The organism is Yersinia sp. Marseille-Q5920, from assembly GCF_946902935.1.
Taxonomy (GTDB): domain Bacteria; phylum Pseudomonadota; class Gammaproteobacteria; order Enterobacterales; family Enterobacteriaceae; genus Yersinia; species Yersinia rochesterensis.
On sequence record NZ_CAMPQA010000002.1, the window covers coordinates 29,452 to 43,552 of the forward strand.

A 14,101-nucleotide genomic window follows, 5' to 3' on the forward strand; every position below is an offset into this window, starting at 1 on the left:
ATTGACAACCTAATTTGCTATTTCAAATGCTAATTAGAAGTTATATTTAATACCTAATATCACAGCAGTGTCACTGTAGCCTTTACTACCAATTTGTTGAGCTACATTACCCCAAAGATTGACTTTCTTGTTAATCTGACCTTCAACACCTGCTTTTAGCTCACCGATATTTGCAGCCCCATCTTGCTTCACGGTAGCATTATCCATTGTGACACCAAAATCTTTAGTGTTGTGTATCCAATTAGCTTCAACAAAAGGCTGGAACACCCGATCTTTGCCTTTATCTTGGCTACTATAGCCGTTCATAAAGGCTTTCACTCCCAGACGTACCTGGATATTTCCATCTCCATCAACCGATATATTGGTACCGTTTGCTTCTTTATGGTCATCGGCTTTTACTCCCATCCAGGTTATCTGTGACTTAGGCTGGATAAAGTAGGTCGCATTCTTAGCAGCATTTTCGCCGACTTTAAATGTATAACCGCTTTCGACAGATGTTGTTATCCCTTTAGATTTGTATTCTTCAGCAGCTAGATCCTGACCTTCCACAGTATTGTTGAACCAATTGTATTGCACCCAACTGTCCACGTATAACCCAGCTTTATCTTCTTTATTAGCGTACCAGGTTCCATATACGCCCGCGCTATAACCATAAGTTGACCCTTTGGCATTGTAGCCTGATACGCGTGATACAGTGGTACTTTTGCTGTTACCATAACCAGCCATAACGCCAAGATGAAAACGGTCCATTTCATTATTGCTCCATTGAGCAATATCTCCACCTAATTGCATTACATAGCGGTTAGCTTGTGTATTCAGTTGACCTGAAGTATCACGAGAGCGGGTATGGCCACCTTCATTACGCAACCACATGCTGGTCACTTTGTGTTCGCCAGTCAACGCATCAATATATTGAGTTTCGCCTAAACGATCATGCAAGCGTGTTACAAACATATTGTTCGAGGCAGCTAAGTTGGCCATATAACTACCAGCCTCGGGGCGCACGGTCAATGGTGATGGGTTAACTGAGTCAACTCGCTCACCTGGGTCACCTGGGGCTGCCGGGTTAACTGGGGCTGCCGGGTCAACTGGGGCTGCCGGATCAACTGGGGCTGCCGGGTCAACTGGGGTCGCCGGGTCAACTGGGGTCGCCGGGTCAACTGGGGTCGCCGGGTCAACTGGGGTCGCCGGGTCAACTGGGGCTGCCGGGTCAACTGGGGCCGCCGGGTCAACTGGGGCCGCCGGGTCAACTGGTACCGCTGCGCTGCTCAGATACCAGTTGACGGCATTCGCACCGACACCACGCGCCAAACTGTAGTCATAAGCACCCGCGACAATACGTCCACGTTGCACGAAATCACCGTCTGACTGACCGTTCACTTGAATCAGCTCAATTCCATTAAGAGTTTTGTCTCCCTGACCGCCAGCATTGCTAACACTCACATTAGTGATACCAGAAGTATTCCCTTCAATGACTATTTTATCTGTGGAGGAAGTATCATCCCCTAACTGAGTATTGAAGTGCAAAGTGCCATTATTACCTACATAGTCACCATGTATGACAAGAACATCACCTGGAACAGGATTCATGAAATTAATTAAACCGGAGTTAGTAATACTTGCAACATCAGAATTACGTGTCAAATCCCAACGGCTGAGTCCATCAATCTCAATTTTCCCGCCGTTGGTCGCAGCGCCAGTCCACTGTGTGTTGTACATAGAAAGATCAGCAATACTGATTGTGTCAGCCAGAATGTCGCCTTGCATAGATAAATTACTGGTCTGTAAGGAAATATCGCTTTGATGCCCATTAACATCAGAAAGAGCGCTAATCAGCAAACCACTGTTGCGTACCTCGCTTCCATCCAGAGTTGCATTGATCGTTCCACCGCTAGCACTGAAGTTTGTCCCATGGTTACTCACTAACTGACCAGAGCGTTGGCTTAATATTACAGTTCCTAGGCTTGTTGCTACGACAGAATCAGCACCTAAACCATAAGCAACAATGGAAGTATCGCTTGCATTAATTTGTGTTTTTTCATCTGCAGCCCATAGACCATGCGCATACTCTCCCAGTGTATTAATCAAACTCCCGGCACCTAGACTTATTTGCCCGCCTAGGTTTGCAACAGCTCCGTAAGACCAATCACCTGAAGTTGACAATACAGCTCGTGTAACTTTGACTTTAGAATCACGTTGAGCATTAATGCCATAAGAAATATTTCCACCAGTATTGATATTGACATTTTCAATATCAATACTGGTTAGCTTTCCTGCACTCCATATGCCATCCGAAGTTTCACCAGTGGTATGTAGGTTTGAATTCCCAGTTAATATCACTTCGGCCACCTCCCCCGCAGCGGCCCCCATAGTATCAACATAAATACCATTGGCAGCCAAACCCTCGGTAGTCAAAGTGACAGCATCTCCAGTAATAAGACCACCACCACTGATAATATTAATGCCGTTTGAGGTATTACCACTAGTGTTGATCCGCGCGCCACTTCCAAGGTTGACCGCTCCTGCTAGAGTGGCTGATGCTGCATGGGCAGAGTTACCAAATGTATCAATCGTTAGATCACCCGCTGAATTAACGATGGAGTCGACCCCGCTTGCACTTACCCCATGCCCAGATACCCCCTGGGTATCAATAGCGGTATTATTTAGTTCCACAGTACCGCCATTTGTCGCATAAACAGCGAAACCTCTCTGGCTGACGGTGCTGACTTTACTGTTACTTAATTTTATACTGCCGCTGTTTTCAGCACTGATACCTCTAGAACCCCAAGTGTAAGCGGTAGTATATCCACCTTGCGTACTAATATTTGCATTATCAATTTGTACCAGACTATTCTGTCCAGTACTTAACACCGCTCGGGAACTATTATTCGTAGTGGTAATATCAGTATTATTGAGAGCAACTTGACCACCACTAAGCGCCCCAACACCCGTACCATTAATGCCATTAGTTAATATATCACCCTGCGTTAAATTTATTCCCCCATTATCTCGTGCATAGAGCGCATAAGTAGTGCGGCCATTAGTGGTGATAGATAGTGGCCCATTTGAGTTAATAGAAGCACCACTGTCACTGTATACGCCATAGCCTGTACCCTTAATTATTATAGCGCCGCCTTGTGCCAAATCAGCAGTGGCATTATTATTTAAGGAAATACCATGCGCGAGATTACCCGATGTAAATAATTCAACACTATTATTTACAATTAATTTACCAGCATTGGAAACACTAATAGCGTAGCCAGCACTCCCCGCCACTGACCCAGTGTCAATTACTATTGGATTATCTAGGATAACTGTGGTTCCGTTTAATACAATGGGCTGGGCATTTACACCACCAAATAATTGACCGAATATTAATGCAATTACACTCAGGCGCGGAGTAATAAAAATCATATTACTTTTTGTTTTCTTAACTCTATATAAATATAACATTTAAACCTTGAAATATATTAAGAAGCTTTACTGTTAAATAAAGCTTATCATTCAAATTAATTGCCTATAAAAGGCCCGCGGGTAAACAACTTATTAACATTATAATAAGTTTATAGTTTAATTTAAATAAGAAACAAGAAATTTAGTTGTAGGAAATTTCCTATATATAGAATGCAGGAATTCGATGTTTTTAAAAATATCAGGAAATATCGGGTCACGTATTTACTGTGTAGATCATGTTATTGCAAATAATGTTTATGTTCTAGAATGTACCGATTATCTTATCATGCATCTCCACTGATTTTGAGTACCCGAGAGTTTTTCTATTTAGACGTCTTAATCGGTTGCGAAGGTTCAGGTTTTTACGTTCAATCCGTTGTGTGTAAAGCTTACCAGTGATGTGCTTTTACTCGGTAACACATCATAAGGACTGAAGTTATCCACGCTGCGGAAAACCCGCGGTCGTGGCCGCTAATCTGTTGAACCGGCAGTTTAATCCAGAGACATTGAATACCTGATGGTCAGGTGATATTACCTATCTGCGTACCACTCAGGGTTGGTTATATCTGGCTATCGTGATGGACTTATCAAGAAAAATAGTGAGTTAGGCTTTCTCAGACAACCGGACAGCGACTTGACTGTCCGGGCCTTAAGGCTGGCAGTCAATAAACGACGACCCACAGGGTCAGTGGTGTTCCATAGCGATCAAGGGGAGCAATATACCAGAACTCAGTTCCAGTCCTGCCAGCAGGAACTGGATGTTACAGGTAGAATGAGCCGAAAAGGTAACTGCTTGGATAATGCTGTTACAGAAAGGTTTTCCGCAGCCTGAAAGCTGAGAGGGTTAACTATCGTCGTTATGAAACCCGAAGTCAGGGTATCGCTGATGTTATCGATTATATCGACAGTTTTTATCATCTTAAAGGCGGCATTATCGGCTGGGAAATATATCGCCGGATGAATATGAGCGCCGACTACAGCAATGTGCCTAAATCCGTGTCCGGTTTTAGTTGACCGCTATAATATTGAGGATACTGAGGTTGCAGTCGAGGGCGTTGTAACCTGGTCGATTAACGATACTAGGACAGATGTGTTTGACGATAGACCGTGTATGTAACGGAAGGGCAGGGATGCTTAATAAAGAAAACATTCTAAGTAGATAAACCAATAATGAGAATGTTAGTATGACTTGTCCGTTATAGCGTCACACTATATGTGCAAAACGAGTTGTGTACATATGAGTGTACATATGAGTGTACATATCAGGCAAAGTAAAGCCGGATAGCGTTTATAACATATTGATTTTAAATAGTATTAGAATTTTGCATGTGATCTGTCGTGTGGGTCACCACTGTAGATAAGGAATTAGAATGCCTGTTATTACCCTTCCTGACGGCAGTCAGCGTCAATATGATCACGCCGTTTCTGTCCTTGATGTTGCCTTAGATATCGGCCCCGGTTTGGCAAAAGCCTGTATTGCTGGCCGCGTCAATGGTGAACTAGTGGATGCCGGTGACCTGATCGAATCTGATGCACAACTGGCCATTATCACCACCAAAGATGCTGAAGGCTTGGAAATTCTTCGCCATTCATGTGCGCACTTACTGGGGCACGCTATTAAGCAACTTTGGCCAGATACCAAGATGGCTATCGGCCCAGTTATCGACAACGGTTTCTATTACGATGTTGATATCGACCGTACTCTGACGCAGGAAGATCTTGAGCTGCTGGAAAAGCGGATGCATGAACTTGCCGATAAAGATTACGACGTGATCAAGAAAAAGGTCAGTTGGCAAGAAGCCCGTGATACTTTTGCTGCTCGTGGTGAAGATTATAAAGTGGCTATTCTTGACGAGAATATCAGCCGCGATGATCGCCCTGGTTTATATCACCATGAAGAATACGTTGATATGTGCCGTGGCCCACACGTTCCCAATATGCGTTTCTGCCATCATTTTAAATTGCAGAAAGCCTCTGGGGCCTATTGGCGTGGCGACAGCAAAAATAAAATGCTGCAACGTATTTACGGCACGGCTTGGGGTGATAAAAAGCAACTGAATGCTTATCTGCAACGTCTGGAAGAGGCCGCCAAACGCGACCATCGTAAGATTGGTAAGCAATTGGACCTTTACCACATGCAGGAAGAAGCACCCGGTATGGTGTTCTGGCACAATGATGGCTGGACAATCTTCCGTGAGCTGGAAACTTTTGTGCGCATGAAGCTCAAAGAGTACCAGTACCAGGAAGTGAAAGGGCCATTTATGATGGACCGTGTTCTGTGGGAAAAAACAGGGCATTGGGAGAACTATGCTGAGCATATGTTCACCACGTCGTCAGAAAACCGCGAGTACTGCATCAAGCCAATGAACTGCCCAGGGCATGTGCAGATCTTCAACCAAGGGTTGAAGTCATACCGTGACCTGCCACTGCGTATGGCTGAGTTCGGTAGCTGCCATCGTAATGAACCATCAGGCGCATTGCACGGCTTAATGCGTGTGCGTGGCTTTACTCAGGACGACGCCCACATCTTCTGTACTGAAGAGCAGGTTCGCGATGAAGTGAACAGCTGTATCAAGATGGTGTACGACATGTACAGCACCTTTGGCTTCGAAAAGATTGTGGTCAAGCTATCTACGCGCCCTGAAAAACGTATCGGTAGCGATGACTTATGGACTCGTGCTGAAGACGATTTAGCCGCTGCGCTGACCGAAAACGGTATTCCGTTTGATTATCAGCCGGGTGAAGGTGCCTTCTACGGTCCGAAAATTGAATTTACCTTGCATGATTGTTTGGATCGTGCGTGGCAGTGTGGTACCGTACAGCTCGATTTCTCATTACCGGGCCGCTTAAGTGCGTCTTACATCGGCGAAAATAACGATCGCCAGGTGCCAGTAATGATTCACCGTGCTATTTTGGGGTCAATGGAGCGCTTCATCGGTATTCTTACCGAAGAATATGCAGGCTTCTTCCCAACTTGGTTAGCACCGGTACAAGTCGTGGTGATGAATATCACCGATAGTCAGTCTGATTATGTCCAACAAGTGACCAAAAAACTGCAAGATGCAGGGATTCGGGCAAAAGCGGACTTGAGAAATGAGAAGATTGGCTTTAAAATTCGTGAACATACGTTGCGTCGGGTTCCATATATGTTGGTCTGTGGCGATAAAGAGGTCGAATCAGGCAAAATTGCCGTTCGTACCCGCCGTGGTAAAGACTTAGGAAGCTTAGACGTCAACGTGGTCGTAGACCAGCTGCTAGCAGAAATTCGCAGCCGTAGTCTTCATCAACTGGAGGAATAAAGTATTAAAGGCGGAAAACGAGTTCAACCGGCGCGTCCTAATCGCATCAACAAAGAGATTCGCGCCACAGAAGTTCGCTTAACAGGCGTCGATGGTGAGCAGATTGGCATTGTCAGTCTGAATGAAGCTCTTGAAAAAGCCGAGGAAGCCGGTGTTGATTTAGTAGAAATCAGTCCGAATGCCGAGCCGCCGGTTTGCCGTATCATGGATTACGGCAAATTCCTCTATGAGAAGAGCAAGTCGACAAAAGAACAGAAGAAGAAGCAAAAAGTCATTCAGGTCAAGGAAATTAAATTCCGTCCTGGTACCGATGATGGCGACTATCAGGTCAAACTACGCAACCTGATTCGCTTTCTGGAAGATGGCGATAAAGCCAAAATCACTCTGCGATTCCGTGGACGTGAGATGGCGCACCAACAGATCGGCATGGAAGTCCTTAACCGTGTCAAAAAAGATCTGACTGAAGATTCTGATTTGGCCGTCGTGGAGTCCTTCCCGACTCGTATCGAAGGTCGTCAGATGATCATGGTGCTCGCACCTAAGAAGAGACAGTAAGGCACTCAAGTAACAGGCTTCTCTATGCTTGCATAGCAAGAGGTCTGTTCGCCTAGCTAGCTCGTTGTAATTAACAATGCGAAGTGGATATATTCAATGCCAAAAATTAAGACAGTACGCGGCGCCGCTAAGCGCTTCAAAAAAACCGGTGCCGGTGGTTTTAAGCGTAAGCATGCCAACCTGCGTCATATTTTGACCAAAAAAGCTACTAAGCGTAAACGTCATTTACGTCCAAAAGGCATGGTATCTAAGAACGATCTAGGTTTGGTCGTAGCATGTCTGCCATACGCATAAGTAATTTTGGTTTGAATTAAGACGATAGGAGAAGTAAATGGCTCGCGTAAAACGTGGTGTGGTAGCTCGTGCACGTCACAAAAAAATCTTAAAGCAGGCGAAAGGTTACTACGGTGCCCGTTCGCGCGTTTATCGTGTTGCTTTCCAGGCAGTAATCAAGGCAGGCCAATACGCCTACCGTGACCGCCGTCAACGGAAGCGTCAATTCCGTCAATTGTGGATTGCACGTATCAACGCAGCTGCACGTCAGAATGGTCTGTCTTACAGCCGTTTCATCAATGGTCTGAAAAAGGCTTCTGTTGAAATCGACCGTAAGATCCTGGCTGACATCGCAGTATTCGATAAAGTGGCATTCTCTGCACTGGTCGAAAAAGCGAAAGTAGCTCTGGCGTAAGTCAGAATTGAAGAGGGAGCTGGTCTCCCTCTTTTAATCTTTAGCTTATTAGTAAGAAGGTCATCGTTATGATGCATGCTGTTACTTTTCGCTTCTTTTTTTACTTTAGCGCCTGATTTCAGGAGGCTTGCGCGTAAGAATAGAAACGAAAAATAGCGCCGAAGCCTCCCATCGTGGAGGCTTTTTTGTTTTTTTACTCTACAGCACTTATGGTGACGTGAGTAAAGGTGTCACTGATGGGATACCTTACTGATTTTGTGTGAAAATTTATTTTAATTATCGGATTTTAACTCATTACCTATAGCCAAGGTTATTGGCGTTGCTGGTAGGCAGCAAGCGAGTGAATCCCGATGAGCTTACACAAGTAAGTGATTCGGGTGAGTGAGCGTAGCTAACACCCCAGCAGCTTCAAGAACAAAGGATATAACTACAAGCGGGCCATACGGCCAGAGGAAGAGAAAACAATGCCACATCTCGCAGAGCTGGTTGCCAAAGCTAAAGCAGCCGTAGAAGATGCCCAGGATGTTGCCGCGTTGGATTTGGTGCGCGTCGAATATTTAGGCAAGAAAGGCCATTTGACCCTTCAAATGACATCGCTGCGCGAGCTACCAGCTGAAGAACGTCCAGCAGCAGGTGCCGTCATTAATCAGGCTAAACAAGAAGTACAAGAAGCGCTTAATGCTCGCAAGGAGAAGCTGGAATCAGCGGTTCTGAATGCCCGATTGGCGGCCGAAACCATTGATGTCTCCTTACCGGGGCGTCGTATGGAAAATGGTGGGTTGCATCCGGTGACTCGTACTATTGATCGTATTGAAACTTTCTTTGGTGAGTTGGGTTTTTCTGTAGAGTCTGGCCCAGAAATCGAAGATGACTATCATAACTTCGATGCATTGAATATTCCGGCTCATCACCCAGCTCGTGCTGATCATGATACGTTTTGGTTCGATGCCACTCGATTGCTGCGCACGCAGACGTCAGGTGTGCAGATTCGTACCATGCAAGGCCAGCAACCCCCGATTCGGATTATCGTGCCTGGTCGTGTTTATCGTAATGATTACGACCAAACACACACGCCGATGTTCCATCAAATGGAAGGGTTGATTGTTGACCGTGATATCAGCTTCACCAATCTGAAAGGCACTCTGCACGATTTCCTGCGTAATTTCTTCGAAGAAGATTTGCAAATTCGCTTCCGTCCCTCTTATTTCCCGTTTACTGAACCTTCTGCTGAGGTCGATGTTATGGGGAAAAATGGTAAATGGCTCGAAGTATTGGGCTGCGGCATGGTGCATCCCAATGTATTACGAAACGTAGGTATTGATCCTGAAATTTATTCGGGCTTTGCATTTGGCATGGGAATGGAGCGCTTAACGATGCTGCGTTACGGTGTCACCGATTTGCGGGCATTCTTCGAAAATGATCTACGTTTCCTCAAACAGTTTAAGTAAGGCGGGAATATCTCATGAAATTCAGTGAACTTTGGTTACGCGAATGGGTAAACTCAGCCATTAGCAGTGATGATTTAGCCCATCAAATTACCATGGCAGGTTTGGAAGTTGATGGCGTAGATGCGGTAGCAGGCGAATTCAATGGTGTTGTTATCGGCCACGTTGTGGAATGCGGTCAGCATCCAAATGCAGATAAATTACGTGTAACCAAAATTGATGTTGGCGGTGAGCGCTTGTTGGACATCGTTTGTGGTGCACCTAACTGCCGGCAGGGTTTGAAAGTTGCGGTTGCAACGGTCGGTGCTGTACTGCCGGGTGATTTTAAGATTAAAGCGGCTAAATTACGCGGTGAGCCATCTGAAGGTATGTTGTGCTCTTTCTCTGAACTGGCTATTTCAGAAGATCATGACGGTATTATTGAGCTACCTGCTGATGCACCGATTGGCGTTGACCTGCGTGAATATCTGAAACTTGATGATAAAACTATCGAAATCAGTGTCACACCTAACCGTGCAGATTGCCTGGGTATTATCGGTGTAGCACGTGATGTGGCGGTGTTGAATCAATTGTCACTCACTGAGCCAGATATCAGCCCGGTTGCGCCGTCTATTAATGACAGCTTCCCGATCCGCGTTGATGCCCCACAAGCTTGCCCACGCTATTTGGGCCGCGTGGTGAAAGGCATAAATATTAAGGCCGCCACCCCATTGTGGATGCGCGAGAAATTACGCCGCTGCGGTATTCGTTCAATTGATCCTGTTGTCGATATTACTAACTTTGTCTTGTTAGAGTTAGGCCAACCGATGCATGCGTTTGACTTAGACCGTATCGACGCTGAGATTATTGTTCGCCTGGCGGCTGAAGGTGAAGAATTAACCTTATTAGATGGCACCGCAGTCAAACTGAATGCAGACACTCTGGTTATTGCTGATCAACAGAAGCCGTTGGCGATGGCGGGCATTTTTGGCGGAGAGCATTCAGGGGTTAATGAAGAAACGCGCAACGTGCTGTTGGAATCTGCTTTCTTCAACCCACTTTCAATTACGGGTCGCGCGCGTCGTCATGGTTTACACACAGATGCTTCTCATCGTTATGAGCGTGGTGTGGATCCGGCGCTGCAACATAAAGCGATTGAACGAGCTACACGGCTGCTGATTGATATCTGCGGTGGTGAAGCAGGCCCGGTGATTGATGTGACTGCTCCGGCAGAATTACCCAAACGCGCCACTATCACCTTGCGCCGCGAGAAACTGGATCGCCTGATTGGTCACCATGTGCCTTCTGAACAGGTCAGCGATATTCTGCGCCGTCTCGGCTGTCAGGTGACTGAAGTAGGTTCTGACTGGCAGGCAGTCGCACCAAGCTGGCGTTTCGATATGGAAATCGAAGAAGATTTAGTGGAAGAAGTTGCGCGTATCTACGGGTATAACAATATTCCAGACGTGCCTATTAAGGCTGATTTGGTGATGACGAAACACCGCGAAGCCAACTTGTCACTGAAGCGAGTTAAGACCGCTTTAGTCGATCGCGGCTATCAAGAAGCAATTACTTACAGTTTTGTTGACCCCAAAATACAGGCATTGCTGCACCCACAGCAAGATGCACTCATCTTACCCAGCCCAATATCCATTGAGATGTCTGCAATGCGGTTGTCATTGTTGACAGGTTTACTGTCAGCGGTGGTATATAACCAGAATCGCCAGCAATCTCGTTTGCGTTTATTTGAAAGCGGTTTGCGCTTTGTGCCTGATAGTAAAGCAGATCTTGGTGTTCGGCAGGAGGTAATGCTGGCTGCTGTCATTACCGGTCACCGTTATGATGAACACTGGGATTTGGCACGTCAGCCAATCGACTTCTATGATTTGAAGGGCGATTTGGAAGCAATTCTGGAACTTACTGGCAAATTATCGGATGTTCAGTTCCGTGCCGAAACGCATTCTGCACTGCATCCAGGGCAGAGCGCTGCAATTTATTTATCAGGGGAACACATTGGTTTCATTGGTGTAGTTCATCCTGAACTGGAACGTAAGCTGGATTTAAATGGCCGCACTGTGGTGTTTGAAGTGCAGTGGAACAAGCTTGCAGACCGCGCTGTGCCTCACGCCAGCGAGATTTCGCGCTTCCCAGCAAACCGTCGTGATATCGCTGTTGTCGTGGCTGAAAACGTTCCCGCAGAAGATATTTTGGCGGAGTGTAAGAAAGTTGGCGCAAATCAGGTAGTTGGCGTAAACTTGTTTGATGTGTACCGTGGCAAGGGCGTAGCAGAAGGTTATAAGAGTCTGGCTATTAGTCTGGTGTTGCAGGATACCGCCCGTACACTGGAAGAAGAGGAGATCGCCGCTACTGTCGCAAGATGTGTAGAGGCGTTAAAACAGCGATTCCAAGCATCCTTGAGGGATTGAACCTATGGCGCTTACTAAAGCTGAAATGTCAGAACATCTGTTTGAGAAGCTAGGGCTTAGCAAACGTGATGCAAAAGATCTAGTTGAGTTATTCTTTGAAGAAGTACGTCGTGCTCTTGAGAATGGCGAACAGGTCAAACTGTCTGGCTTTGGCAATTTTGATCTGCGAGACAAGAACCAACGTCCGGGCCGTAATCCGAAGACGGGTGAGGATATCCCTATTACGGCGCGCCGTGTGGTGACTTTCCGTCCAGGGCAAAAGTTAAAAAGCCGGGTAGAGAGTGCCACTCCGAAAGAGTGAATTTTTTTCCCGAAACAAAAGGCCGCGCAAGCGGCCTTTTTCTTATCAGTAAATTATTGAAATTCATTAACTTTTTAAAAATAGCCACATCCTAATCGCAAATTAGGGCTATCTTCCCTAATGCGAGTGTCTGCTTTAATTGAGGTAGAAGCTCAAAAACCAATAAAGTTGATTTGAAATGACATTGGATGAACGACAGCAACATTCTGACACTGCAAAACCCCAGCCTTTATAGCCCCTTAAACTCAGGCGACACAGTGATCAGGTCTAGCAACCTGGTACAGACTCAAAAATTACAGGTATAATCCCACAAATTATTCAACTGGTTTAGAAGCGAAGATGACAAAACTAACCTTACAAGAACAGATGTTAAAGGCTGGATTAGTAACCAGCAAAAAAATGGCTAAAGTCCAAAGGACGGCTAAAAAATCACGAGTTCAAGCGCGTGAGGCAAGAGAGATTGTGGAAGAAAATAAGAAAGCACAACTGGAGCGCGATAAACAGCTAAGCGAACAACAAAAACAAGCTGCTTTATCTAAAGAATATAAAGCTCAAGTGAAGCAGTTGATTGAAATGAACAAAATCAGTCTTTCAAAAGGCAATATTGGTTTTAACTTCACAGATAATAATTTAATTAAAAAAATAGTTGTGGATAAGCTTACTCAAACTCAGTTGATTAGTGGCCGTCTCGCCATTGCTCGTTTGGTTGTTGATAACAGTGGAGAGAGTGAATACGCTATTATCCCTGCGAGCGTAGCCGATAAAATTGCGCAGCGAGATGCGAGCAGTATTGTATTAAATAGTGCGCTGAGTCAGGAAGAGCAAGATGGAGAAGATCCGTATGCTGACTTTAAAGTACCAGATGATTTGATGTGGTAATTAACGTTTTTGCAGATGCTTATTAATGAAAAGTCTCCCAAGGCTTTTCATTAATATTTTATATTCAGTCAGTTCATGGCACACACAGGATTATTCTGGATAGTTGCCAACACCGTTGCTACCAGCCCGACTGAATTACATCTTTTGGCTTAGATTTACAATGTGTAAATAGCAAAATAGCCACTATTTAAACTGGTGATTGAAAATATTTACAATGATGATTAAATATCAAACCAGTAACTATAAACGGCATGTTAAATGATGCCGAGAATAGTAGTAGATTAAAATAGATAATCTGAAATGAGTGTATGGATTCCGTTAGCAATATGCAATGAAATTGAAAATGGGAAGTTATCCGATAGATAGACATTATTTTCACTGATATAAAATTATCAATGTTAAATAATACATTCGGATTAATATGAAAAGATATCTGCTGTTACTAGGCATCCTATCATTAATGCCATTGATCGCGCAGGCTGATGTGTCGCTGGACATCAATATACCCGGAGTCAGCTTACATTTAGGTGACCAAGATAACCGAGGCTATTACTGGGATGGTTATGATTGGCGTCCACCACAATGGTGGCACGAGCACCGTGATGGACATATCGGTGACCGTAGTGAACGCGGTTATTATTGGGATGGTGGGCGTTGGCAGCGCCCCTCTGAACATGATGGTCATAATCCATTCCGTGGGCCGGAACCTAGTGAAAGGAACAGTGGGCGTGATTCTCGTGGTAATCAATCACAGCACAATGAAAATAATGGGCCTGGTCAACTGGGTAATAATCATAGTGTGGGCAACCCCGGCAAACCGGGAGAGTCAAATAGCCCAGGGAGTCAGAATAATAATGGTCGTCATGGCGGTCAGCAGGTCAAGCCCCCGCAAAGTAATGGTTATCGCGGATAATAAATAACAGATAGCGCTCACGTTGCCTCTGATATTAGGGGCAACGCTGGCGTTTTCTCTCAATAAAAAATCAACTTCTTCATGCAAAACTTCCTCTTATCCCCTGAACCTCTTACTATCATTACTTAGCAATCAATAATAGCCCCTGATACTTATCAGATAT

The 14,101-nt window shown here is 45.2% G+C and carries 12 protein-coding genes, 1 pseudogene and 1 other annotated feature; of the genes and pseudogenes, 11 read left to right on the plus strand and 2 right to left on the minus strand.

Annotated elements, in window-relative coordinates:
• Nucleotides 1-33 precede the first annotated feature (33 nt).
• Together OVO64_RS02830 and OVO64_RS02835 are read right to left on the minus strand one after the other, a co-directional pair.
• Nucleotides 34-3,414, minus strand: coding sequence for an autotransporter outer membrane beta-barrel domain-containing protein (locus OVO64_RS02830; protein WP_267248608.1), 3,381 nt, complete (start codon nucleotides 3,412-3,414; stop codon nucleotides 34-36).
• A gap of 278 nt (nucleotides 3,415-3,692) precedes the next feature.
• A pseudogene (locus OVO64_RS02835) lies at nucleotides 3,693-3,856 on the minus strand (IS1 family transposase); the annotation flags it as partial.
• Between the two features lie 153 nt (nucleotides 3,857-4,009).
• Between OVO64_RS02835 and OVO64_RS20600 the strand changes: the two are divergent.
• From OVO64_RS20600 to OVO64_RS02880, 11 genes are all read left to right on the plus strand, one after another.
• Nucleotides 4,010-4,285 (plus strand): DDE-type integrase/transposase/recombinase, encoded by a 276-nt coding sequence (locus tag OVO64_RS20600; protein ID WP_120011281.1) that lies wholly within the window; start codon nucleotides 4,010-4,012, stop codon nucleotides 4,283-4,285.
• Between the two features lie 538 nt (nucleotides 4,286-4,823).
• Nucleotides 4,824-6,752: a threonine--tRNA ligase gene (thrS, locus tag OVO64_RS02840; protein ID WP_145586773.1), complete on the plus strand. Its 1,929-nt coding sequence runs from the start codon at nucleotides 4,824-4,826 to the stop codon at nucleotides 6,750-6,752.
• A gap of 3 nt (nucleotides 6,753-6,755) precedes the next feature.
• Nucleotides 6,756-7,307, plus strand: a complete 552-nt coding sequence (gene infC, locus OVO64_RS02845) for a translation initiation factor IF-3 (RefSeq protein ID WP_011816226.1) — start codon at nucleotides 6,756-6,758, stop codon at nucleotides 7,305-7,307.
• A 96-nt stretch (nucleotides 7,308-7,403) separates the two neighbouring features.
• Nucleotides 7,404-7,601, plus strand: a complete 198-nt coding sequence (rpmI, locus tag OVO64_RS02850) for a 50S ribosomal protein L35 (protein ID WP_004713020.1) — start codon at nucleotides 7,404-7,406, stop codon at nucleotides 7,599-7,601.
• Between the two features lie 37 nt (nucleotides 7,602-7,638).
• Nucleotides 7,639-7,995, plus strand: a complete 357-nt coding sequence (gene rplT / locus OVO64_RS02855; RefSeq protein ID WP_004706556.1) for a 50S ribosomal protein L20 — start codon at nucleotides 7,639-7,641, stop codon at nucleotides 7,993-7,995.
• A gap of 67 nt (nucleotides 7,996-8,062) precedes the next feature.
• Nucleotides 8,063-8,185: a sequence feature (Phe leader region), on the plus strand.
• The gene (gene pheM / locus OVO64_RS20605; RefSeq protein WP_223300610.1) at nucleotides 8,067-8,111 is read left to right on the plus strand and encodes a pheST operon leader peptide PheM; all 45 of its coding nucleotides are present in this window, start codon (nucleotides 8,067-8,069) and stop codon (nucleotides 8,109-8,111) included. (Overlaps the previous feature by 45 nt.)
• 274 nt (nucleotides 8,186-8,459) lie before the next feature.
• A complete protein-coding gene (gene pheS / locus OVO64_RS02860; RefSeq protein WP_004393358.1) occupies nucleotides 8,460-9,443 on the plus strand; it encodes a phenylalanine--tRNA ligase subunit alpha in 984 nt (327 codons plus the stop codon).
• A gap of 14 nt (nucleotides 9,444-9,457) precedes the next feature.
• Entirely contained in the window at nucleotides 9,458-11,845 is a 2,388-nt protein-coding gene (gene pheT, locus OVO64_RS02865; protein ID WP_267248609.1) for a phenylalanine--tRNA ligase subunit beta, read from the plus strand.
• A gap of 4 nt (nucleotides 11,846-11,849) precedes the next feature.
• The gene (gene ihfA / locus OVO64_RS02870; protein WP_002211830.1) at nucleotides 11,850-12,146 is read left to right on the plus strand and encodes an integration host factor subunit alpha; all 297 of its coding nucleotides are present in this window, start codon (nucleotides 11,850-11,852) and stop codon (nucleotides 12,144-12,146) included.
• A gap of 339 nt (nucleotides 12,147-12,485) precedes the next feature.
• Entirely contained in the window at nucleotides 12,486-13,025 is a 540-nt protein-coding gene (locus OVO64_RS02875) for a DUF2058 domain-containing protein (protein WP_038632579.1), read from the plus strand.
• Between the two features lie 421 nt (nucleotides 13,026-13,446).
• The gene (locus tag OVO64_RS02880; protein WP_145585795.1) at nucleotides 13,447-13,938 is read left to right on the plus strand and encodes a DUF2502 domain-containing protein; all 492 of its coding nucleotides are present in this window, start codon (nucleotides 13,447-13,449) and stop codon (nucleotides 13,936-13,938) included.
• Nucleotides 13,939-14,101: the final 163 nt, after the last annotated feature.